This window comes from Nocardia wallacei, assembly GCF_029869545.1.
GTDB classification, from domain to species: domain Bacteria; phylum Actinomycetota; class Actinomycetes; order Mycobacteriales; family Mycobacteriaceae; genus Nocardia; species Nocardia wallacei_A.
Map to the genome: position 1 here is coordinate 1 of NZ_JARWQD010000253.1, position 20,566 is coordinate 20,566.

Consider the following 20,566-nt stretch of genomic DNA (forward strand, 5'->3'; position numbering starts at 1 on the left):
GGCGCAGCACCTCCAGCCTGTAAGGTAATTGTACTGCTAGGTAAACCCCCCGCCCGACCCCCGCCGGGGCGGTTACCGCGTCCCAGCCGAAGTTCTGGCCGAGCCAGACGCGGCGGATGCCCGCCTTCGCCGCCTCACCGGCCCGCGCCACCAGGTCGTTCACGGTGGTGCCCTGTTCGTGGATCAGCATTCCGATGCGCATGCCCGCTCCGTTCAATTCTTCGTATGTACTTGTGCGCGACCGAGATCGGCCGCCTCGGCGAACAGTGCGACAACTCGGGGACCGATCTCCCGCACCGCCTTGCCGGACGGTTTCGCCGCGGGTTCGAACGTGCGCCGCACGCTGGTGGCCAGCAGCCGGGCCTTGCCCTCCAGGGAAAGATCACCGGTGGACAGGTCGCCTCGGTCGTAGGAATCCGCACTCAGGTAGCCGTGCAGGATCGCGTGGTAGCCGTAGGAGATCTCGCGAATCGGCAGATCGTCGCGGAGGAGCCCGTTGTCCGCCAGCAGCCGCAGGTAGTCGTCGAATGCCTCGTGGTGCCGCTCGCCCTGCCGCGCGTGCAGGGCGGTGGCGAGCCTTCCGAGCACACCGGCGTCGCTGGTGTAGAGCGCCCGCAGCAGCGGCCGCCGCATGACGTTCAGGAAGTGCACCTCGGTCAGCCGGTGCAGCACCGCCACCGCCGCGTCGCCTTCCAGCGCCGCCACGAGCTGATCCATCGAGGCCACCACCTCGCGCTGCAGCACCGCGAGAAACAGTTCCTCCCTGGTCTTCCAGTGCAGGTAGACGGTGCCTTTTCCGATCTCCGCCCGGTCCGCGACATCGTCCACCGTGGCCCGCCGGTAGCCGAGCCGCAGCAGCAGGTCGGCGGCGGCGTCGAGGATGCGCTCCGCCCGCTCCCGCCGCGCCGCCGCGGTCCTCACACGTGTCTCGCCGACCATGTAGCCAATATATGACCAGATTCGAAATTTCGTCAATTAGTCAGGCGCCGCGGTCGAAGGCGCTCGGAATACCGGACCAGCACCGCACCGGCGGCCGAACTCCACAGCGCGACAGCGATGTACACGACCTGTTCCGGAAGCCGGAACCACAGCGGTGTCGCCGGATCGCCGTTGAGCGGGATATCCTCCACTGCCGCATAGATATTCGCCGGGACCATCAGGACGAACAGCACGGCCAGGCCCAGTCCGGCCGCGGCACGCGTTCTGGTCACGACCAGCCCCAGCGCCCCCAGCAGTTCCAGCACACCGGTCAGGTAGACCAGGAAACCGGGGAACGGCAGTGCCGCGGGGACCATGGCGGTCAGGTCGTCATGGCTGGGCATCGCCTCGACGCTGTCGGGCACGAAATGCGCCGCCCCGGTGAACAGGAGCAGCACCGCCAGGCCGTGGGCGAGAGCGACGCGCCAGGTGGCGAAGCGACGCACGCCGAGTGCGCCCAGCGCGCGGAACAGCAGGGTGGGTACGACCATCAGCATGAGTGTCTGAAACATGTTGTCCTCCTTGAACTCTCGGCCCGACGCCTAGTGCGCCTGTTCGATCCGGCGCGGCAGCAGGGTCGATACCAGCGCGCCGAAGGCGACGATCCCCGCACCGGCCCAGACCGCGGGCACGAGACCGTCGACGTAGCTCTGCGGGCTGACATATGAACCGCGCGAGGCGAATACCGACGCCAGCACCGCGACACCCATCGCCACCCCGACCTCGCGGATGGTGCTGTTGGTGCCCGAGGCCATGGCCTGATCCCGTTGTGCCGCACTGGCCATCACCACGGTCGCGCTCGGCGCGAAGGTCAGGCCCATGCCGATGCCCGCCAGCACGAACGGCAAGACGTAGGAGCCGTAGCCGACCTCGGCGGTGGTCACCGCCGCCATCCACGCCAGCGCCGCGGCCAGGAAGACCTGACCGGTGGTGAGCAGTGTCCGCGCGCCCACCCGGTCGACGATCAGGCCCGCGATGGGCGCCACCACCATCGGCGCCAGCGTCCAGGGCAGCGTGCGCACGCCCGCCGCCAGCGGCGAATAGCCCTGCACCACCTGGAAGAACTGCGCCAGCAGGAAGATCGAGCCGAAGACCCCGACCGAGAAGGTGAAGGTGGTCGTATTGCTCACCCGGAACGCCCGCGAGCGGAACAGCCGCAGCGGCAGCATCGGCTCCGGCGCCCGCAGCTCCCAGGCGATCAACGCCACCAGCAGCGCCCCACCCGCGATCAGCGCGGTCAGCACCGGGCCCGAGGTCCAGCCGTCGTCGGCGCCGTGGATCACGCCCCACACCACCGCCAGCACCCCGCCCGACGCCAGTACCAGCCCGAGCGGATCGAACTTCCTACTGCCACCGAAGGATTCGCCGAGCACCCGCGCCACGAACGGCAGCACGACCACGCCGATCGGCACGTTCAGCCAGAAGATCCACTGCCAGCTGAGGCCGTCGACGACCGCCCCGCCGACCACCGGTCCGACCGCGACACCGAGCCCGGTGATGCCGCCCCAGATCCCGATCGCCGCGCTGCGCATCCGCTCGGGCACCGCGACCGACAGCAGCGTCAGCGACAGCGGCATCACTCCCGCCGCGCCCAGCCCCTGCACGGCCCTCGCGGCGATCAGCATCCACGGCTCGGTGGCCAGCGCGCACGCCGCCGAGGCGAGGGTGAACACCGCGATCCCGGCCAGGAACACCCGGCGCCGCCCGAGCCGGTCCCCCAGCGCGGAGGCGGTGAGCAGCAGCGAGGCGAACGCCAGCGTGTAGGCGTTGACGAACCAGGCCAGGTCCCCGAGCGAGGCGCCCATCTCGGTGCGAATGACCGGCAGCGCGTTGGTGACCACGAGGTTGTCCAGCGTGACCATGAAGGTGGGGAGGCCGACGGCGATGAGCACGGCGGCGAGCGGTGGTCTGCGGCGCGTATCGACCGCATCGGCCGATCTCGAGGTGGCGACGGGGGTGGTCATGATGCGAAACTCCTTGTTGTTATCCACTGATAACTTGATGCGAGTAGAGTATGCATTGACTGATAACATGTCAATGGCCGGGCGACGACGCACCGGAGCCGGGCGACGCGGCCACGGCCGATACCATCGGCGCGACGACACGAGGAGGACAACGGTGACCTCGAGCAGGCCCCGCCTGACCGCACACGAGCGCAGTAGCCAGGTACTGGATGCCGCCGTCACCGCCTTCGCCCGAACCGGTTACGCCGCAACCAGAACCGATGAGATCGCCCGCCTGGCCGGGGTGTCGCAGCCGTATGTGATCCGGCTGTTCGGCAGCAAGCAGCAGCTGTTCGTCGCCGCCACGACCCGGGTGTGCGACCGCATCGAGGAGGTCTTCCGGTCGGCGCGCGCCGCGGCAGCCCCCGACGCGAGCCCCGAGGAGGCGATGGACGCCCTCGGCCGGGGCTACGACGTATTCCTGGCCGACCGCGAACTACTCCTCGTCCTGCTGCACGGCTTCGCCGCCAGCTCCGATCCGGCCATCGGCGACGGCATCCGCGACCGCTTCGGCGGCATCTACCGCCTGATCCGCGAGCTCACCGGCGCCTCCGCCGACGAGACCCAGCGATTCCTCGCCACCGGCATGCTCATCACCGTCATGAGCGCCATGCAGGTCATCGGGCCCGGCGCCATTTCCACCGATTGGGCCCAGGAAATCATCACCTGCATAGAAGGGGAATGACTCCTCCCACCCCGAGTCCTCCTCCGCCTCGTCGTCATATTCGGTGTATTCGAATACTCCACCAGGAAACTCGAACAACCTACTCCGCCGGTTCACTGCGACCTCCCCTTCGGGTAAACGCCCGTGGATTCCCCAAACGGGGATCGGAACTCACGACACGCGCCCGCTATTCTCCGGAATACCATGTCAGTACCCCATTTTCGGGCGATCGGCCGGGGCCAGGTGGCCCGCCTCGACCAGCCGGAGCCGGGCCTGAGACTTCAAGGGACACACCGAGATCGGGCATTCCATGTGGATCTGCATCACCACGTGCGCATACTCGACGGTCATCACCGGTATCGCCGCGTGGTTGGTCACCGGAAGGCCGTAGGGTGCAGACACTTCCCATCAACTCCCTGATTCGAGCGGACATCTGACCGACCGGAAGCCGTGGATGTACCGAATTCAAATCGCAAGGGGCACTTGGCGAATCGGCGGCGATTCCACGGCTACCGGACGTTTACAGTGATACGCTCCGGATCGACGGGGTGGAAGTTCCTGCACGGCCGGACTGCCGTGATTCTCTCCCGGTTCCATGATGGCGTCTTCCAAAATTCATACTATTGGATAGCGAGGCTAAGGAATGGCCGGATCGACTCTTTCCAGCAGGGCCCTCGGACGGCAACTGCAGAAGTATCGCGAACGCGCCGGACTCACACAGAATGCCGTCGCCAAAGCCGTAGAGACATCGCCCCAAACCTACGGCCGCCTCGAAGACGGGCAGAAACACAACATCACCAACCTCGTGCTGAATGCCATCTGCGACAAGCTGGGAGTGAGCGACGAGGAACGAAGGTTGCTGCTGACGCTGGCGGAGGAGGTGCGAGCTGCCCGTAAGTCCGATGGAAACTGGTGGCGAGCGTATGTAGACGAACTGAGTACCGGCTTCGACCATTACATGAGCCTGGAGCAGGCCGCTCGGCGCATGACCACCCTGCAACTCAGTCTCATGCCGGGTCTGCTGCAAACACCCGCGTACCGACGGCAACTGATCTGGGCCGAGAATCCGGCGGTCAGTCCTGACGAGGTCGAGAGAAGGATCGAGCTTGCGATGCGCAGGCAGGATAGGCTCACGGACCCACAGTTCGAAGTCAGCTTCCTGATCTCCGAGGCGATCTTGCGGCAGCGGACCGGAGGCATCTCCGTGATGAGCGATCAGGTAAACCACCTGCTCGAGGTCGGCAACCTGTCGGGCGTATCGATCAGAGTCGTTCCGTTCGGTGCCACGAATCCTATTGGCGCAGTTTGTGGTTCGTTCGTGCTGCTGGAATTTCCGCCGCTCCCGTCCACGAGGCTCACGGAACCACCAGTGGTTTTCGTGGAGGGCTTCACAGGTGCTGCGTACCTGGAACGAGAGGACGAAGTCGCCAGGTATCGGGATGCAATCGGCCACATCCGACGTATAGCGTTGGATGAGAAGTCCAGCTATGACCTCATCGTGTCGATTGCTAGGGAGTACGCGGAATGAACGTGGACCTTTGCGGCGCAGCTTGGTTCAAATCCAGCCGCAGCCAACCGAGCGGTGAATGCGTCGAGGTCGCCCACTTAGCTCACGGCATGGTCGGCGTCCGCGACTCCAAGAACCCCACCGGCCCGGCACTCGTCTTCTCCCCCACCGACTGGGACGCATTCACCGCGAGCGTCCGGACCGGCAAGCTCGACCTCGCCTGACCTGCACCCACCTCACCGGCTTCCGACACGGCGGCCGTATGTGACAGTGCGCCACACTCTCGATATAGTTAGCTGCAACAACCAACTTGTTTACCTTGCTCACTTAATCGAGAAACAGAGATCAGATGGCCACAATCACCGCGAGCGAGACCGCGCACGCGCCCACGGCTCCGCCGGACGAGGCGCCGATGACGCACCGGCAGATCATGGAGGCCCTGTCCGGGCTGCTGCTCGGCATGTTCGCCGCCATCATCTCCTCCACGATCGTGTCCGCCGCGCTGCCGAAGATCATCGGCACGCTGGGCGGCGGGCAGACCGCCTACACGTGGGTCGTCACCGCCGCGCTGCTCGCGATGACCGCCGCCACCCCGCTGTGGGGCAAGCTCGCCGATCTCTACAGCAAGAAGGCCCTGGTCCAGATCGCGCTGCTCATCTATATCGCGGGATCGGTCGTGGCCGGGCTGTCGCAGAACGCCGGGATGCTGATCGCGTGCCGCGCGGTGCAGGGTATCGGCGCGGGCGGGCTGTCGGCCCTCGCGCAGATCGTGATGGCGGCGATGATCGCGCCGCGCGAACGCGGCCGGTACAGCGGCTACCTGGGCGCGGTGTTCGCCGTGGCCACCGTCGGCGGTCCGCTGCTCGGCGGTGTCATCACCGACACCAGCTGGCTCGGGTGGCGCTGGTGCTTCTACGTCGGCGTGCCGTTCGCGCTGATCGCCCTGCTGGTCCTGCAGAAGACGCTGCACCTGCCGGTGCTGCGGCGCGAGGTCAAGGTGGACTGGCTGGGCGCGTTCCTGGTCACCGCCTCGGTCTGCCTGCTGCTCATCTGGGTCAGCTTCGCCGGGAGCAAGTACGACTGGCTGTCCTGGCAGACCGCCGCCATGGTGGCCGGATCCCTGGTGCTGGCAGTGCTGTTCGTGCTCGTGGAGTTGCGGGCCGGTGAGCCGATCGTGCCGATGCGGCTGTTCCGCAACCGGACCATCTCCCTCGCGTCGGCGGCCTCGCTCATGGTGGGCACCGCGATGTTCGCGGGGACCGTGTTCTTCAGCCAGTACTTCCAGCTGGCGCGGGGCAAGTCGCCGACCATGTCCGGCGTCATGACGATTCCGATGATCGCGGGACTGTTCGTCGCCTCGACGATCTCCGGCCAGATCATCACCCGGACCGGCCGCTGGAAGGCGTGGCTGGTGGGCGGCGCGGCGCTGCTCACCGCCGGGCTCGGGCTGCTGGGCAGCATCCGCTACGACACCGATTACTGGCTGGTCGCCCTCTACATGGCACTCATGGGCCTGGGCATCGGCATGATGATGCAGAATCTGGTGCTCTGCACGCAGAATCAGGTCGCGGTGCAGGACCTCGGCGCCGCCAGCTCCCTGGTCACCTTCTTCCGCTCGCTCGGCGGCGCGATCGGCGTCTCCGCCCTGGGCGCGGTCATGGCCGGACAGGTCCGCGACCACATCACCAGCGGCCTGGGCAAGCTGGGGCCCGACGCCGCACAGGCCATGGGCGGCAATGCGGGCAGCGAGCTGCCGGATATGGCGATCCTCCCCGCGCCGGTGCGCACCGTCGTCGAGGATGCCTACGGCCACGGCATCGCCGACGTCTTCCTCTACGCGGCCCCCATCGCCTTCATCGCCTTCCTGCTGACGCTGTTCATCAAGGAGGTGGCCCTGCGCACGTCCAGCGCCTCGGTAGCCGAGGCGGACACCCCAAACCACAGCGCCACAACGGAAGGTCACAACGCCGCGAGGCAAGGGCTTTCACCGTCAGGCAACGCCCCGGTGCACGGCCACTCGCCCTCGGGCGATATCCCCTTCGGCGACAACGGTATTCCGGTGCACGGTTACGTCCGGACAGGTGATGGCGCGCCGCTGCCCGGAGCCGCGCTCACGCTGATCTCGCCGCAAGGCGGTCAGGTCGGGCGGGTTATCGCGCTGGCCGACGGCAGCTTCGCCGTGGACGCTCCGGCGTCCGGTTCCTTCGTGCTGATCGCCTCCGCCGACGGGTATCAGCCGCAGGCGGCGCCGATCACCGTGGCGGGGCGTGCGCTCGGCCACGACTTCCGGCTCAGCGGCATGAACGGACTGACCGGCACCTTGCGCGCGGCCGACGACGGGACGCCGGTCGCGGACGCCGTGGTGATCGTGACCGACAGCCGCGGCGAGGTGATGGCCGCGGGTTCATCCACCGCGGACGGGAAATACGAACTGGCCGAACTGATTCCGGGTCCGGTGACGGTGGCCGTGAACGCCACCGCATTCCAGCCGCTGGCCGTCTCCGCCGAGGTGCAGGGACAGGGCATCACCCACCTCGATCTCGCCCTGCGCCGCGGCGCCCGGCTCCACGGCACCGTCCAGGCCCCGCACGGGCCCCTCGGCGACGCCCGCGTCACCCTCATCGACGCCGCAGGCGCCGTCGTCGGCACGACCACCACCGCCCCCGACGGCACCTACGCCTTCACCAACCTCGGCACCGGCGACTACATGGTGATCGCCTCCGGCTACCCCGAAACAACCACCACGATCACCCTCCACCCCGGCCACCCCGAGGACCACGACATCGACCTGTCCTACCCGGCCGAATAGTTCAGCGGCGCCGAATACGAGACCGCCATTTCGCCCGCGTTGGGTGAAGTGGCGTTCGTCGCGCCCGCCTACGGTGATTTCGGCGCTGGGCAAGGCCGCGATCGGGTTCGCCGGGATACATCGTCCGAGGGATTGGGAGTAGGTCATGACCGCACGGTTCGCCGGGAAGATCGCCCACGACGTCCGGGACTCGGTGCCGGACTGGACGCCCTACGTCGAGCCGTCCGCGCCGGACGGTGCGCCCAACGTGCTCTACATCGTGTGGGACGACATGGGGTACGGATCGTGGGACGTCTTCGGCGGGCTGATCGAGATGCCGAACATGCGGCGCCTGGCCGAGACCGGAATCACCTTTTCCCAATTCCACACCACCGCACTGTGTTCGCCGACCCGGTCGTGCCTGCTGACCGGGCGTAGCGCCGGTACGAACGGCATGACCGTGGTGGGTGAGTTCGCCGACGGATTCCCCAACTCGTCGTGCCTGATCCCGCCGGAGAACGGGTTCATCTCCGAGGTGCTGCGCGAACGCGGCTACAACACGATGGCCGTCGGGAAATGGCATCTGTCCCCGGCGACCGAGATGTCGATGGGCGCCTCGAAACGCACCTGGCCGCTGCAACGCGGATTCGACCGGTTCTACGGATTTCTCGGCGGCCTGACCGACCAGTGGTATCCCGATCTCTGGTACGACAACCACCAGATCGACCCGCCCGCCACCCCCGCGGAGGGCTATCACGTGTCCAAGGATCTCGCCGACCGCGCGATCGAGTTCCTCGCCGACTCCAGCGCCACCGCGCCGGGCAAACCATGGATGATGTACTTCTGCCCCGGCGCCTGCCACGCCCCGCACCACGTGTTCCGGGAGTGGGCCGACCGCTACCGCGGCGTCTTCGACGACGGTTACGAGCAGTATCGCCGGACCGTGCTGGCCCGCCAGAAACAGCTCGGCCTGATCCCCGAGGACGTGCAGCTGCCCGACATCAATCCCCTCGCCGACCGGACCAGCGCCGATGGCACACCCTGGCCGATCTCCGACATCGTCCAGCCCTGGGACGAGCTGACCGACGCGCAACGGCGCCTGTTCATCCGCCAAGCCGAGGTGTACGCGGGCTTTGCCTCCTACACCGATGCCCAGATCGGTCGACTGCTCGACTACCTCGAACACACCGGCCAACTCGACAACACCCTCATCGTGGCCATCTCGGACAACGGCTGCTCCGCCGAGGGCGGGCAGAACGGCTCCGTCAATGAAAACCGCTGGTACAACGGCGTTCCCGAGAATGTCGAGGAGAACCTGAAACTGCTCGACGAACTCGGCGGCGAGACCACCCACCCGCATTTCTCCAACGGCTGGGCCATGGCGTTCAACACCCCGTTCAAGATGTACAAGATCAACGCTGCCTGGGAGGGCGGCACCGCCGAGCCGATGATCATGTCCTGGCCCCGCGGCCTGAACGCACGCGGCGAGATCCGCGACCACTACCTGCACGCCATGGACGTGGTCCCCACCATCTACGATCTGCTCGGCATCACCGCCCCGGACACGATCCGGTCGGTTCCGCAAAGCCCGCTCGAAGGCGTCAGCATGGCCGCGGTGCTGCGCGACCCGGACGCGCCCTCGCCCAAGCACTCCCAGTTCTATTCCATCTTCGGCACCCGCGCGATCTGGGCCGACGGCTGGCACGCCAACGTCGTGCATCCACCGGCACCCAGCGGCTGGTCACACTTCGACCAGGACACCTGGTGCCTCTACCACCTCGAACAGGACCGCAACCAGCTCCACAACCTCGCCGACACCCACCCCGGGAAACTCGCCGAACTACAGCAACACTGGGAGCAGCAAGCCGAGAAGTACCACGGCTATCCCCTCGACGACCGCACCGCCGCCGACCTCGCCCTCCTCGACCAGCCCAGCGTCGCAGGCAAAGCCGGGCGCATGGAACTGTTCCCCGGCACCGCCGAAGTCCCCACGCCCGCCCCGCTGCCCACCGGACACGTGGTCGTGGGCGTGGACTTCCACAAATCCGGCACCGACGGCCCTTCCCCGACCGGCACAGCCACCCTGCGGATCGGCCACGACGTCGCCGCCAGCGCCACCATCAAGGTTCAACCCGGCTACTTCTCCCTCACCGGGGAAGGCTCCAACATCGGCCGCGACCGCGGACAAGCCGTCAGCGCCGACTACACCGGCCCCTTCCCCCTCACCGGCGCCACCCTCACCAGCGTCGTCGTCACCGCCGGTGACGACACATCGCTCGACTACGAACGCGAACTCGCCGCCATGTACCAGCGCGACTGATCAACAGCCCCGCGACCCGTCAGGCGGCGAAGACCGTGCGGACGATGGACTCGTCGCCGTCGACCTCCAGGCCGAGGGCGCGGGCGTCGGTGAGGGTGAGGGCTCCGGCAGCCAAGCCGAGGATGTAGGCGGGGTCGGCGCGGAGGGTGGCGTCGAGGGTACGGCCGTCCTGGGGGCCGACCTCGAAACCCGAACGCGTCGCGCGGAGTTGGAGGGGCTCGCCTACCTCGAGGCCGACCGTCGCCGCGCGGCGGACCTTGACCCGGGCATCGAGCAGGGCGGGGACCGCGAGGGCGAGCCACTCCGGACGGAAGGCGTCGCCGTCGGGACCGCGGAGCATCAGCGGCGTGGACCAGCGGATCAGGCTGTCGATCGGCTCGCGCAGGTCGGCACCCCACGATGTGAGCGCGTACTCGACCACGTTGCCTGCCAGTCGCCGCTCGACCACACCTGCGGCCTCGAGATCGCGGAGCCGGTCGGCGAGCAGATTGGTCGCGATGCCGGGGAGGCCGTCGATCAGGTCCCGGTAGCGGGCGGGGGCGATGAGGAGCTGGCGGACGATGAGCAGATTCCACCGATCACCGACGACCTCCAGGGACCGGGCGAGCCCGCAGAACTGGCCGTAGCTACGCATCATATCCTTCTACTTGACCTTCTCAAGTTCACTTGACAAACTCAAGCCTACAGTACGAGCCGAGCCGAGAGGGGCCGCCATGGCCGACACCACCGAAAGCGTGCGGCCCGCCTGGGTCGACGACAGCCTGTTCCCGTTCGAGAGCCGCTTCCTCGAAATCGACGGGCACACAGTGCATTACGTCGACGAGGGGTCCGGTCCCACGCTGCTGTTCCTGCACGGCAACCCGACCTGGTCGTTCCTCTGGCGCGACGTGATCCGCGCGCTGCGCGGCGACTACCGGTGCATCGCCCTCGACTACCCGGGCTTCGGGCTGTCGACGCCGAAGCCCGGCTACCGCTACCTGCCCGAGGAGCACGCGGACGTCGTCACCGCGTTCGTCGACGCGCTCGGCCTGGAGGGAGTCACGCTGGTCGGGCAGGACTGGGGCGGCACCATCGGCCTGGCCACCGCGCAGCGGCGCCCGGGCGTGTTCGATCGGCTGGTGCTCGCCAACACCTGGGCCTGGCCGACCAACGGCGTCCTCCACTTCGAGGCCTTCTCCCGCATCCTCGGCAATCCTCCGAGCCGCTGGCTGATCCGGCGGCTGAACCTGCTCGTCAACACGTTCATCCCCACGGGCCACCGACGGCGCAAGCCGACCGCGACCGAGATGGACCACTACCGCCGCGCACTGGACACCCCCGAACGACGCCAGGCCTCCGCCGTACTCCCCGGCCGAGTCCTCGCCAGCCGGGCCTTCTTCACCGAGGTCGAGGCGGGCCTCCCCCGCCTCGCCCACCTACCGACACTGATCGTCTGGGGCGACGCCGACATCGCCTTCCGCCGCGAGGAGCGCGAACGCCTGGAGGCCACCTTCCCCGACCACAAGACGGTAATCGCCAGGGGCGCAGGCACCTACGTGGAATCCGACGCCCCCGAGGAATTCGTCACCGCCTTCCGCGACTGGGCAGCGACGCACCCCGCCGGTCGTGCGGGCGAGCCGGACCTCTCGGCGCCGCGGCCGCCTGCTGGTGCAGACTGGGTGCATGGTGGTGGATCCGATCGAGCTCGAGGGTAGGCGCGAGCAGTTGGTGGCGCGGGCGAGCGAGCTGCGCCGCGCGGTCGCGGAACTATCGGAGGGGTATACGGCTCTGCCGGAGTCGGGTTCGGTCATCGATACCGTCGGAGCCGGAGCGCTGACCACCCCGGGCTACTGTGTCGCCGGTGCGCGGGAAGTGTTGGAGGAAGCGCTGATCGAGTTGGATGCCGCCCGCGACGCGTTGGAGAGAGCGGCCCAGTACACGTCCCGTCTGCGCGCCGTGACCTTCGAATGACGGCTCGGATCCGCAAGTCCGCGCCGTTGCCGCTATGGACTGCGGCGAAACCTGTTCGGCGCGTGCTGCACTCGCGCGCTCGCGTAGAGGCAGATGGCTGCCGCGGCGGCGAGGTTCAGGCTCTCGGCGCGGCCGTGGATGGGGATGCGGATCCGGTGGTCGGCGCGGGCGGCGACGGCGGGGTCGAGGCCGTGCGCCTCGTTGCCGAACAGCCATGCGACACCGGTGAATCCGCTCGCGCCGTCGCCGTCGCGGAGGATGGCGTCGGCGTCGTCGAGGTCGACCTCGCCACGCGCCGTGGTGGCCAGCACCGTGATGCCCGCCTCCCGCAGCCCCGACAGCACCGCGTCGATATCCCGCTCCCGCGCGATCGGCACGTGGAAAAGGCTTCCGGCGCAGGCGCGGACGCATTTGCCGTTGTGCGGGTCGACCGAATCACCGGCCAGCACAACGCCGTTCGCGCCGACCGCATCGGCGACGCGGATCAGCGTGCCCGCATTGCCCGGATCCGAGATCTCCACCGGCACGGCGAGTAGCCGCGGGGAAGCGGCGCCGGAGCTTACATCGGTTGCCGCGCCGACACCGGCGGCCGCGGCACTCGTTCTGGACACCGTTCCCGAAAGCACCTGCGGCAGTGGCACATCGACCAGTCGGCACACCGCGACCAACCCCGGCGGCGTCACGGTCTCCCCCAGCATCTCCGCCGCCCGATCGCTCACCGGCGTGGTCCGCACCCCCAGCGCGGCCGCGGTCGCCACCAGTTCGTGCTCCCGCTCGGCGGCCCGCCCGGAGAAGAACAGCTCCTCCACACGCCCGGTATCCAACGCCGCCGCAACCGAATTCGCGCCCTCGGCCAGGAACAACCCGGTCTTCCGCCGCTGCGGCGCCCGATGCAGCTTGACCGCCGCCACAACCCTCGGATTCCGCCAGTCGATCGAATCAGCCACGATCACCCATCCGTCGACGAGACCGCGAACACAGCCCAGATCGCAACGACCCGCGGAGGGCACTCCGGCAGGAGTGCGGTCCGCGGGTCGCTATAAAATCAGCCCTGCGCGGGCGAATCACGCAGCCGGGGCGTTGACGTCGGCCGGGAGCGCGGCCTTCGCCACGGCGACCAGACCGGCGAACGCCTCGGCGTCCGACACCGCCAGCTCGGCGAGGTTCTTGCGGTCCACCTCGACACCGGCGGCCTTCAGGCCCTGGATGAAGCGGTTGTAGGTGATGTCGTTGGCGCGGGCCGCCGCGTTGATGCGGGCGATCCACAGCTTGCGGAAATCACCCTTGCGCGCCCGGCGGTCCCGGTAGGCGTAGGTGAGCGAGTGCAGCTGCTGTTCCTTGGCCTTGCGGTACAGCCGCGAGCGCTGCCCGCGGTAACCCTTGGAGGCCTCGAGGATGCTACGGCGCTTCTTCTGAGCGTTGACGGCCCTTTTGACGCGTGCCACTGGTCAGTCCTTGTTCGATCGAGGGGCGCTCGCGGCGCCCGAAATGGTCGGGGATGGCGTCCGTGCGGGACGGATCGCGGGGCTTACTCAGATACCGAGCAGCTTCTTGACGCGAGCGACGTCGGCCTTCGCGACGACCTCCGTGCCGTCCAGACGACGAGTCCGGCGGCTGGACTTGTACTCGAAATTGTGGCGGCGGTTGGCCTGCTGGCGCAGCAGCTTGCCCCTGCCGGACACCTTGAATCGCTTCGAGGCACCGCTGTGGCTCTTCATCTTCGGCATGGATTCCTCAAATCTGTCTCGTGCCGGAGGCAGCGCAAATCACGCTGCCACCCGGTGCTGTATCGGTTCTACTGCGGTGTGGCCGCTTCGGCCTCCGGGGCGGGCGCCGGGTTCGACCCGGGCGTCGGCCTCGGGCCGGGCGCCGGGGCGGAACCGCCCCCGGCCGGCGCGGCGGGTCGCTGCGACGCCGTCTGCTGCTGCGCCTTCGCTGTCGCCCGCGTCTTCGCGCCCTTGTGCGGCGCGAGGACCATCGTCATGTTCCGGCCGTCCTGCTTGGCCGAGGTCTCCACGAAGCCGAGGTCGGCCACGTCGGAAGCCAGTCGCTGCAACAGCCGGAAGCCGAGCTCGGGTCGCGACTGCTCACGACCGCGGAACATGATCGTCACCTTGACCTTCGACCCAGCCTCGAGGAAGCGCATCACATGGCCCCTCTTGGTCGCGTAGTCGTGGTCGTCGATCTTGGGACGGAGCTTCTGCTCCTTGATCACGGTCTGCTGCTGGTTCTTCCGCGACTCGCGCGCCTTCTGCGCGGTCTCGTACTTGAACTTGCCGTAGTCCATGATTTTGCAGACCGGCGGACGCGCATCCGGCGCGACCTCGACCAGGTCGAGATCTGCCTCCTGCGCGACGCGTAGTGCATCTTCAACACGCACGATCCCCACCTGCTCGCCACCTGGTCCGATGAGTCGGACCTCCGGCACGCGGATGCGATCGTTGATGCGGGTCTCAGTGCTGATGGGGCCTCCTAGGTCAAGCGGTGTCGTCCAACGACCGCGCGCTATAACTGCAACCCCATATCCAACACGAAAGCCCCGGTGCGGTATTTCACCGCCACGGGGCCCGAGTCGACCGATCGCCGATGCACATACCCTCCGCATCGACCCTGCGCTGGGAAAACCCCGCACGAGGAACCCATCGGTGTCCGATGGGCGACCGGACCGTCGAGCCTGGCGTGTCGCTGTATCGCTACCGCGGTGTACCGGCTTGGCGGTGGGAGTCGGGCTCCACTTACGGCCCCGAAGCTGCCGTGGGACAGATACGGGGCGGTCGTCGAGCCACAGCTTAACATCCGCCCGGCCGCAACTCTCAATCGCCCGCCCCCGCGACCAGGCACATCGGTCCGGAATGGGATGCTACCGGGCATGAGTGAGGTGTCGTCGAATGATGCGGTGCGGGAGCTGGCCGACGTCCCCGCCGTCGAGGTGATCAGCCGCGCGGCGGTGATGCTGATGAGTTCGGCGGCCGAGAAGCTGGGACTGGCCGACGACGATCCCGACACCAGCCCCCGCCGCGACCTGGACGAGGCCCGCCGCGTCATCACCGCGCTCGCGGGCCTGGTCACCGCCTCCGTCGAATACCTCGGGCCGCACGCCGGGCCGATCCGCGACGGCCTGCAGTCCCTGCAGCGCGCGTTCCGCGAATCCTCGGCCCACCCGGACGAGCCCGGGAAGGGGCCCGGCGAGAAGTACACGGGGCCTGTGTACTGAGCGGTGGCATCGTGCCGCCCGCATCTCCGGCGCGTGCTCCGAGTCCGACAGCACCGCGGGTCCGACAGCACTGTGACCCCGCGCAGGCACAGCCTCGCGCCATCGGCGCTGCCGTGACATGCTCGGCGGATGGCGCGGATTCTGCTTGTACCCGGTTTCTGGCTCGGCGCGTGGGCGTGGGACGAGGTGGCCGAGGGGCTGCGGCAGCGCGGGAACGAGGTGCACGCGCTCACGCTGCCGGGCCTCGATCCCGACGATCCGGACCGGTTGTCGGCGACCTTCGAGACGCAGGCGCGGGCGATCCTCGACGCCGCGGGTCCCGATGCTCCGGTGGTGCTGGTGCCGCACTCGGGCGGCGCGCTGCCCGCCTATCTCGCCACCGATATTGCACCGGAACGGTTTTCGCGCACCGTCTATGTGGATACGGCGCCGATGCCCGACGGCTACACCGTCCTCACCGGGCTGGGTTCGGCGCGCGAACTCCCGCTGCCGGATTGGCCGCAGCTGCAGGCCACCGGCAACAGCATCGAGGGACTCGACGAGGCGGCCCTGGCCCGATTCCGGGAGCGGGCGGTGTCGCAACCGGCGAGCATCGCGGGCGCCCCGCTGAAACTCGGCGATTCCCGGGCGCGCCTGGCGATTCCGGCGACGATCATCTGCACCAGCTACCCGTCGGACACGGTGCGGCAGCTGCGCGACGCGGGCGAACTGCCCATGTTCGCCGAGCTGGCCCGCATCGACGCGGAATACATCGACCTCCCCACCGGCCACTGGCCGATGTGGTCGCGGCCCGCCGAACTGACCGAGCTCATTCACACCGTCGCCAACCGCTGAGCCGCCCGTTGTGAGTGCACCCCTATCCGCGCGGCTTCCGCTTGGTGCGTAGTGGAATTCGCCCATTTCTGAATACATCCGCGGCGACCCCTCGTATGATTCGACGGATGTCTTCGGGGGTACACACAGCTGCCAAGGGGCGAGTATCAGGAGCAGGATGACCGCCAGACGAGATCTCGAACACGAAATGCGCGGCCCCTCGGCGGCATTGGACCAGCTGTCCGACGGGGAGATCGCCGACCTGCTCGCGCTGTTCCAGGCAGCCCGGCAGCAGGAGCGGTTCGCGCTCGCCGAATCGATCGACGGGATGATCGGCGCGCTGCCGAAACCGCTACGCGGAGTAACGAAGCGAATCATGTTCGGGGACAACGTCGTCTGATGAGTGAGCTGGTAACCCGCGCCCAGATCATCCTGCTGGCTCGCACCCTGCACGTGTCGCCGCATCGACTCGCCCATCTGGAACGCCTCGGCGCCGATCACCTGCACGATCTGCAGCAGCGGATGGCGGCGGTGATCTTCGACGAACATGCCGAAACCTTCCGGCGGATCAGCAAACTGGTCCCGTTCATTCCGCTGACCATCTCGATGCCGCTGGTGCAGCGGATCGTGCCGCCGATGATGACCGGGCGGGCGGCCGGTGCCGTCGGTATCGACCACCCGAACAAGGCAACCCAGACGCTCACCCTGCTGCGCACGTCCTATGTGGCCGACTGCGCGCCGTATCTGGATCCGCGCACGGTCGGCATGGTGGCGGAGGTGGCGCCGACGGAATCGGTGATCCAGGTCGTGAACGAGGTGTTGCGCCGCCGCGACTATGTCACGGCGGGGCCGTTTCTCGCCGCCGCCACCCCGCGCCTCATCGCCGCCGTCGAACACGGCGTGCACGACGACGAGGGCCTGATCTTCTCGGCCGCCTTCGCCTACTCCGGCACGGCCGTCAGCGCGATAATCCGTCAGTTGCTCGCCGGACCGGCACAGCGCGTCCCACGCATGGTGCACACCGTGCTCATCGGATCGCCCGAATTGCAGTCGGCAGCCCTGTCCGTCTTCGCCAGGTGTGATCCCGACGTGATCGCCGCGGTGGGCGACATCGTGTTCAGCATCGGATCGGCGTCCTCGATCGGCACGCTCGTCACCAACGCCGGACGCATGGGCGTGAACACCGAGCTACTCACCTTCACCGGCCATCTCGGCCCGGTGTCGCTCGACCGGATGGCCGCGAATCCCACTGTCGCCCAGACGGATACGCTGACAAGCCTGGTCGGCGCCCTCGACGGCCACGCCGGTGCGAACAGCTGGCGCGGCCTGCTGGAACTCGGGGTGCGCCTCGACGGCGGCAGCAAGCGAACCCTCGCACGACTATTGTCCCGCCTCCCCGAACCCACGGTCGGGCAGCTACCCCAGCGCGCCACCGAGGCGGGCCTGTGGCCGAAACTGCTGGACCTCATCGCCGATGCCGACGCCGACGTCCAGGCCCGCATCGGCGCGATCTGGGCCGGACTTCCGGCCGAACGCCGCACCGCCCTGCAACGCCACCTCGACGAGCGCGCGACCGACCCCCGCCTGAACATCCTCCGCGCCGCGATCCCCACCGTCTCGGTAGAGGAAGTCTTCTTCCGCCGCCGCCAAATGCGCCGCCACGGCCCCGGCACCACGGATTTCGGCGCCACCACGGGGCCGCCCGCGATTCTGACCGTCAGGTCATGACCCAGCCACCGTTGACCTCGATGGTCTGGCCGGTGACGAAGGAGGCGTCGGATCCGGCGAGGAAGGAGACAACGGCGGCGAGTTCTTCGGGCCTGCCGCGCCGTTGCAGGGCTTGATGTTCGAGCACGAAGGCGTTGTAGGGGGCCGGATCCGGATGTAGCGCGGCCTCCGCCGCTGTCGGGAACGCGCCCGGAGAGACACAGTTCACGCGGATCTCCCGGGGACCGAGTTCGCGGGCGAGTGCCTTGGTCAGGGCCGCCGCGGCACCTTTCGTCGCGACGTAGGCGGCCAGGTCCGCCCAGCCGCCGTGGGTGGTCATGGAGGCGATGTTGACGATCGCGCCGCCGTGCCCGTCCATCTGCCGGGCGGCGAGTTGCGCCACGATCCAGTAGCCACGCTGGTTGACCGACTGGACGTCGTCGTACTCGGCGAGTGGGACGTCGAGGAACGGTCGCGCGGGATAGATCGCGGCGTTGTTGACCGCGACCCCGAGCGGGCCGAACCGATCACCCGCGTCGGTGATCGCCGCGCCGGTCTCCGCCGCGTCTCGCAGATCGACCGGGTAGGCGCGCGCCGTGCCACCGGCGGCCTCGATCAGCCGCACCGTTTCCGCCAGCGCGGCGCGATCGCGGTCCAGGGCGGCGATCGGGCGGCCGTCGGCGGCGAGGCGGCGGGCGATGGCCCGGCCGAGCGCGCCCGCGGCGCCGGTGACGAGCGCACCGCGGTCGGACGAGTTCGGTGACGATGGCACGGCGGCTCCTCAGGCATCGGATGGCTCGGACGGCAGCGTGGCGAACCCACGAGCGCCACAGGCGAGGTCTACGATCAAGATCAAGATCAAAGTTCGCGAATGAATACGAATTGCCTGTTCAGCACGGTACCCGTCGAGGCAATTGCGGAGTGGGTGCGACAGCCCGCGATTCCTCCCTGGCATTCCCGGAGGAGATTCATGCCGTTCGAATACCTGCGCGGTGACGCGGATATCCACGACGGCCGCAGCGTCGCGGCGGTCCTGGCCCGCGAGGCCGTGTCCTGCGCGCACGCGATGGCCCTGGCCGCCGCACACGCCCGCGGATGGAGCCGGGTGACCGCGCCGTACTGGATGGCGCGCCGGTTCGGCGGCCAGCTCGGCACGCCCTTGGACAGCGACCGCGTCATCACCCAGACCTGGAGCACTCCCGGCGGTGGTCGCGCCCGGATCGCGTTGCGCACCAACCAGAGCGACCTCATCGTGCTGTGGGAGGTTTTCGTCCACCGCAACTACGAACTGCCCGAACCGATCTCGCGGCTCGACACGATAGTCGACATAGGTGCCAACAGCGGTCTGGCGTCGGCGTACCTCGCGGCGCGATACCGGCCGTCGACCCTGCTGGCCATCGAACCGCTCGCCGAGAACGCCGCGGTGCTGCGCCGCAACGCGGCCCTGGCCGACGCGCCCTGGATCGTCGAGCAGTGCGCCGCCTCCTCCTCGGACGGTGAGCTCGAGTTCTTCGTCAGCGGCTACTGGTGCACGGCCACCGCGGTGCCCGAGGTCGGCGAGCATCGGCTGTCGAGCCCGCACCGCATCGAGCACGCCATGCCGCGCCCGGCCGTCACCGTGCCCGCCCGCACCGTCGCCGCCCTGCTCGACGAGCACGGCATCGACCGGGTGGACCTGATGAAGATCGACATCGAGGGCGGCGAACTCGATCTCCTGCGCGACCGGCCCCGCTGGCTGAATCGGGTGGACCGGCTGCTGATCGAGATCCACGACAAATACATCGACGGCGCACCGGTGCGCGCCGCGCTCGCCGCCGCCGGTCTGCAGCCCCGGTCGTGCCCGCATCTGGAGGACGGTTCCCCACCCGGCCACCACCAGCAGCTGTTCACCCGCGACCCGATCGGCGCCCGGGTGATCGACAGCCGCACCGGGACCGGCAGGCTCCGCGGGCACTCCGCGCCCCGGTGATCCCGGTACCCCCGGCCGCCGTCGTCTTCGACTGCGACGGCACGCTCGTCGACACCCATCCGTGCCTGGCGCGCGCCTTCGACACCGTATTCGCGCGGCGGCATCGCCGCTGCGGACACGATATCCACACGGCCGCACAGGGTTCGGCGCTCCCGGCCATCGCCGCCCTTGCCGCCGCGGCGCTCGGCACCGACCCCGCCCCGCTCGCCGAGGAACTGCTGTCGGCGATCATCGACCAGCTACCGACCTCGGCCGCGCTGCTGCCCGGCGCCGTCGACGTCGTGCGTGCCACCGCGGCCCGGGTCCCGGTGGCCATCGCCAGCAACGCGCCCCGCGACGTGCTCGACCTGAGCCTGCGCTGCGGCAGGCTCGGCGAATTCGTCGACATCACCATCGCGGGCGACGAAGTCCGCGACCCCAAGCCCGCGCCCGATCTGTATCTGGCCGCGTGCGACCGGCTCGGCGTCGCACCGCACCGGACGCTCGCCGTCGAGGATTCGGCGACCGGCGCCGCCTCCGCCCGCGCCGCCGGGCTCGCGGTTCTCCACGTCGGCGCGCCACCGCGACTACCCACCGCAGACGCCCACAGCGACAGCCTCACCGACCCCGTCCTGTCCTCCTGGCTCGGCGGTGTCACCGCCGGGTGACTGCGT

The 20,566-nt window shown here is 68.6% G+C and carries 23 protein-coding genes and 1 pseudogene; 13 read left to right on the plus strand and 11 right to left on the minus strand.

The annotated features are described in order from the left end of the window. The 4 genes and pseudogenes from QH290_RS21465 to QH290_RS21480 form a co-directional block, all read right to left on the minus strand. Positions 1 to 202: pseudogene (locus QH290_RS21465) on the minus strand (hypothetical protein); the annotation flags it as partial. Between the two features lie 11 nt (positions 203 to 213). Next, positions 214 to 939, minus strand: coding sequence for a TetR/AcrR family transcriptional regulator (locus QH290_RS21470; RefSeq protein ID WP_280384726.1), 726 nt, complete (start codon positions 937 to 939; stop codon positions 214 to 216). 32 nt (positions 940 to 971) lie between these two features. Then, the gene (locus tag QH290_RS21475; protein ID WP_280263454.1) at positions 972 to 1,490 is read right to left on the minus strand and encodes a DoxX family protein; all 519 of its coding nucleotides are present in this window, start codon (positions 1,488 to 1,490) and stop codon (positions 972 to 974) included. Positions 1,491 to 1,520: 30 nt separating this feature from the next. Continuing rightward, positions 1,521 to 2,942, minus strand: a complete 1,422-nt coding sequence (locus QH290_RS21480) for an MFS transporter (protein ID WP_280384728.1) — start codon at positions 2,940 to 2,942, stop codon at positions 1,521 to 1,523. A 154-nt stretch (positions 2,943 to 3,096) separates the two neighbouring features. Between QH290_RS21480 and QH290_RS21485 the strand changes: the two genes are divergently transcribed. Further along, positions 3,097 to 3,666, plus strand: coding sequence for a TetR/AcrR family transcriptional regulator (locus QH290_RS21485; protein ID WP_280263450.1), 570 nt, complete (start codon positions 3,097 to 3,099; stop codon positions 3,664 to 3,666). A 186-nt stretch (positions 3,667 to 3,852) separates the two neighbouring features. Here QH290_RS21485 and QH290_RS21490 read toward each other — a convergent pair whose 3' ends face one another. Further along, positions 3,853 to 4,047: a hypothetical protein gene (locus tag QH290_RS21490; protein ID WP_280263448.1), complete on the minus strand. Its 195-nt coding sequence runs from the start codon at positions 4,045 to 4,047 to the stop codon at positions 3,853 to 3,855. A 241-nt stretch (positions 4,048 to 4,288) separates the two neighbouring features. Between QH290_RS21490 and QH290_RS21495 the strand changes: the two genes are divergently transcribed. The 4 genes from QH290_RS21495 (at position 4,289) to QH290_RS21510 (ending at position 10,260) form a co-directional block, all read left to right on the plus strand. Next, on the plus strand, positions 4,289 to 5,173 hold the full coding sequence (locus tag QH290_RS21495; protein ID WP_280263446.1) for a helix-turn-helix domain-containing protein: 885 nt from the start codon (positions 4,289 to 4,291) through the stop codon (positions 5,171 to 5,173). After that, positions 5,170 to 5,376 (plus strand): DUF397 domain-containing protein, encoded by a 207-nt coding sequence (locus tag QH290_RS21500; protein WP_280263444.1) that lies wholly within the window; start codon positions 5,170 to 5,172, stop codon positions 5,374 to 5,376. Before QH290_RS21495 ends, QH290_RS21500 begins: the two co-directional genes overlap by 4 nt. 125 nt (positions 5,377 to 5,501) lie before the next feature. Further along, positions 5,502 to 7,961, plus strand: coding sequence for an MFS transporter (locus QH290_RS21505; protein WP_280384729.1), 2,460 nt, complete (start codon positions 5,502 to 5,504; stop codon positions 7,959 to 7,961). 145 nt (positions 7,962 to 8,106) lie between these two features. Next, positions 8,107 to 10,260, plus strand: a complete 2,154-nt coding sequence (locus QH290_RS21510) for an arylsulfatase (RefSeq protein WP_280384731.1) — start codon at positions 8,107 to 8,109, stop codon at positions 10,258 to 10,260. A 19-nt stretch (positions 10,261 to 10,279) separates the two neighbouring features. Here QH290_RS21510 and QH290_RS21515 read toward each other — a convergent pair whose 3' ends face one another. Continuing rightward, positions 10,280 to 10,894 carry a winged helix-turn-helix transcriptional regulator gene (locus QH290_RS21515; protein ID WP_280263483.1) on the minus strand — a complete coding sequence of 205 codons (615 nt, stop codon included), beginning with the start codon at positions 10,892 to 10,894 and terminating at the stop codon, positions 10,280 to 10,282. 79 nt (positions 10,895 to 10,973) lie between these two features. On the opposite strand from QH290_RS21515, the gene QH290_RS21520 reads away from it, so the two are divergent. Further along, a complete protein-coding gene (locus QH290_RS21520; RefSeq protein ID WP_280263440.1) occupies positions 10,974 to 11,954 on the plus strand; it encodes an alpha/beta fold hydrolase in 981 nt (326 codons plus the stop codon). After that, entirely contained in the window at positions 11,923 to 12,210 is a 288-nt protein-coding gene (locus QH290_RS21525) for a hypothetical protein (protein ID WP_280263438.1), read from the plus strand. The genes QH290_RS21520 and QH290_RS21525 overlap by 32 nt, the downstream gene beginning before the upstream one ends. 32 nt (positions 12,211 to 12,242) lie before the next feature. On the opposite strand, the gene QH290_RS21530 is transcribed toward QH290_RS21525, so the two are convergent. From QH290_RS21530 to infC, 4 genes are all read right to left on the minus strand, one after another. Next, on the minus strand, positions 12,243 to 13,157 hold the full coding sequence (locus QH290_RS21530) for a TrmH family RNA methyltransferase (protein WP_425303633.1): 915 nt from the start codon (positions 13,155 to 13,157) through the stop codon (positions 12,243 to 12,245). A 117-nt stretch (positions 13,158 to 13,274) separates the two neighbouring features. Further along, positions 13,275 to 13,655 carry a 50S ribosomal protein L20 gene (gene rplT, locus QH290_RS21535; protein ID WP_024803921.1) on the minus strand — a complete coding sequence of 127 codons (381 nt, stop codon included), beginning with the start codon at positions 13,653 to 13,655 and terminating at the stop codon, positions 13,275 to 13,277. Between the two features lie 87 nt (positions 13,656 to 13,742). Next, a complete protein-coding gene (gene rpmI, locus QH290_RS21540) occupies positions 13,743 to 13,937 on the minus strand; it encodes a 50S ribosomal protein L35 (RefSeq protein WP_280263433.1) in 195 nt (64 codons plus the stop codon). 68 nt (positions 13,938 to 14,005) lie between these two features. Beyond that, positions 14,006 to 14,674, minus strand: a complete 669-nt coding sequence (gene infC / locus QH290_RS21545) for a translation initiation factor IF-3 (protein WP_280263478.1) — start codon at positions 14,672 to 14,674, stop codon at positions 14,006 to 14,008. Between the two features lie 405 nt (positions 14,675 to 15,079). Here infC and QH290_RS21550 point away from each other — a divergent pair, with 405 nt between their 5' ends. The 4 genes from QH290_RS21550 (at position 15,080) to QH290_RS21565 (ending at position 17,965) form a co-directional block, all read left to right on the plus strand. Then, positions 15,080 to 15,424, plus strand: coding sequence for a DUF1844 domain-containing protein (locus QH290_RS21550; RefSeq protein WP_280263431.1), 345 nt, complete (start codon positions 15,080 to 15,082; stop codon positions 15,422 to 15,424). A gap of 129 nt (positions 15,425 to 15,553) precedes the next feature. After that, the gene (locus QH290_RS21555) at positions 15,554 to 16,258 is read left to right on the plus strand and encodes an alpha/beta fold hydrolase (RefSeq protein WP_280384733.1); all 705 of its coding nucleotides are present in this window, start codon (positions 15,554 to 15,556) and stop codon (positions 16,256 to 16,258) included. A 157-nt stretch (positions 16,259 to 16,415) separates the two neighbouring features. Beyond that, positions 16,416 to 16,637 (plus strand): hypothetical protein, encoded by a 222-nt coding sequence (locus QH290_RS21560; RefSeq protein ID WP_280263427.1) that lies wholly within the window; start codon positions 16,416 to 16,418, stop codon positions 16,635 to 16,637. After that, positions 16,637 to 17,965 (plus strand): hypothetical protein, encoded by a 1,329-nt coding sequence (locus QH290_RS21565; RefSeq protein WP_280384736.1) that lies wholly within the window; start codon positions 16,637 to 16,639, stop codon positions 17,963 to 17,965. Before QH290_RS21560 ends, QH290_RS21565 begins: the two co-directional genes overlap by 1 nt. Here the strand turns inward: QH290_RS21565 and QH290_RS21570 are convergent. Continuing rightward, a complete protein-coding gene (locus QH290_RS21570; protein ID WP_280384739.1) occupies positions 17,955 to 18,716 on the minus strand; it encodes an SDR family NAD(P)-dependent oxidoreductase in 762 nt (253 codons plus the stop codon). The genes QH290_RS21565 and QH290_RS21570 overlap by 11 nt on opposite strands. 198 nt (positions 18,717 to 18,914) lie before the next feature. On the opposite strand from QH290_RS21570, the gene QH290_RS21575 reads away from it, so the two are divergent. Continuing rightward, a complete protein-coding gene (locus QH290_RS21575) occupies positions 18,915 to 19,913 on the plus strand; it encodes an FkbM family methyltransferase (protein ID WP_280384741.1) in 999 nt (332 codons plus the stop codon). Then, a complete protein-coding gene (locus tag QH290_RS21580) occupies positions 19,910 to 20,560 on the plus strand; it encodes an HAD family hydrolase (RefSeq protein ID WP_280384742.1) in 651 nt (216 codons plus the stop codon). The genes QH290_RS21575 and QH290_RS21580 overlap by 4 nt, the downstream gene beginning before the upstream one ends. The last annotated feature ends 6 nt before the right edge of the window (positions 20,561 to 20,566 follow it).

Bases quoted from the DNA above. Each gene is read 5' to 3' on its own strand.
- QH290_RS21575 (WP_280384741.1), top strand. From the start codon at position 18,915: ATGCCGTTCGAATACCTGCGCGGTGACGCGGATATCCACGACGGCCGC.
- QH290_RS21525 (WP_280263438.1), top strand. From the start codon at position 11,923: ATGGTGGTGGATCCGATCGAGCTCGAGGGTAGGCGCGAGCAGTTGGTG.
- QH290_RS21520 (WP_280263440.1), top strand. From the start codon at position 10,974: ATGGCCGACACCACCGAAAGCGTGCGGCCCGCCTGGGTCGACGACAGC.
- QH290_RS21505 (WP_280384729.1), top strand. From the start codon at position 5,502: ATGGCCACAATCACCGCGAGCGAGACCGCGCACGCGCCCACGGCTCCG.
- QH290_RS21510 (WP_280384731.1), top strand. From the start codon at position 8,107: ATGACCGCACGGTTCGCCGGGAAGATCGCCCACGACGTCCGGGACTCG.
- QH290_RS21480 (WP_280384728.1), bottom strand. From the start codon at position 2,942: ATGACCACCCCCGTCGCCACCTCGAGATCGGCCGATGCGGTCGATACG.
- QH290_RS21555 (WP_280384733.1), top strand. From the start codon at position 15,554: ATGGCGCGGATTCTGCTTGTACCCGGTTTCTGGCTCGGCGCGTGGGCG.
- QH290_RS21560 (WP_280263427.1), top strand. From the start codon at position 16,416: ATGACCGCCAGACGAGATCTCGAACACGAAATGCGCGGCCCCTCGGCG.
- QH290_RS21565 (WP_280384736.1), top strand. From the start codon at position 16,637: ATGAGTGAGCTGGTAACCCGCGCCCAGATCATCCTGCTGGCTCGCACC.
- QH290_RS21495 (WP_280263446.1), top strand. From the start codon at position 4,289: ATGGCCGGATCGACTCTTTCCAGCAGGGCCCTCGGACGGCAACTGCAG.
- QH290_RS21470 (WP_280384726.1), bottom strand. From the start codon at position 939: ATGGTCGGCGAGACACGTGTGAGGACCGCGGCGGCGCGGCGGGAGCGG.
- rpmI (WP_280263433.1), bottom strand. From the start codon at position 13,937: ATGCCGAAGATGAAGAGCCACAGCGGTGCCTCGAAGCGATTCAAGGTG.
- QH290_RS21550 (WP_280263431.1), top strand. From the start codon at position 15,080: ATGAGTGAGGTGTCGTCGAATGATGCGGTGCGGGAGCTGGCCGACGTC.
- QH290_RS21515 (WP_280263483.1), bottom strand. From the start codon at position 10,894: ATGCGTAGCTACGGCCAGTTCTGCGGGCTCGCCCGGTCCCTGGAGGTC.
- QH290_RS21500 (WP_280263444.1), top strand. From the start codon at position 5,170: ATGAACGTGGACCTTTGCGGCGCAGCTTGGTTCAAATCCAGCCGCAGC.
- QH290_RS21475 (WP_280263454.1), bottom strand. From the start codon at position 1,490: ATGTTTCAGACACTCATGCTGATGGTCGTACCCACCCTGCTGTTCCGC.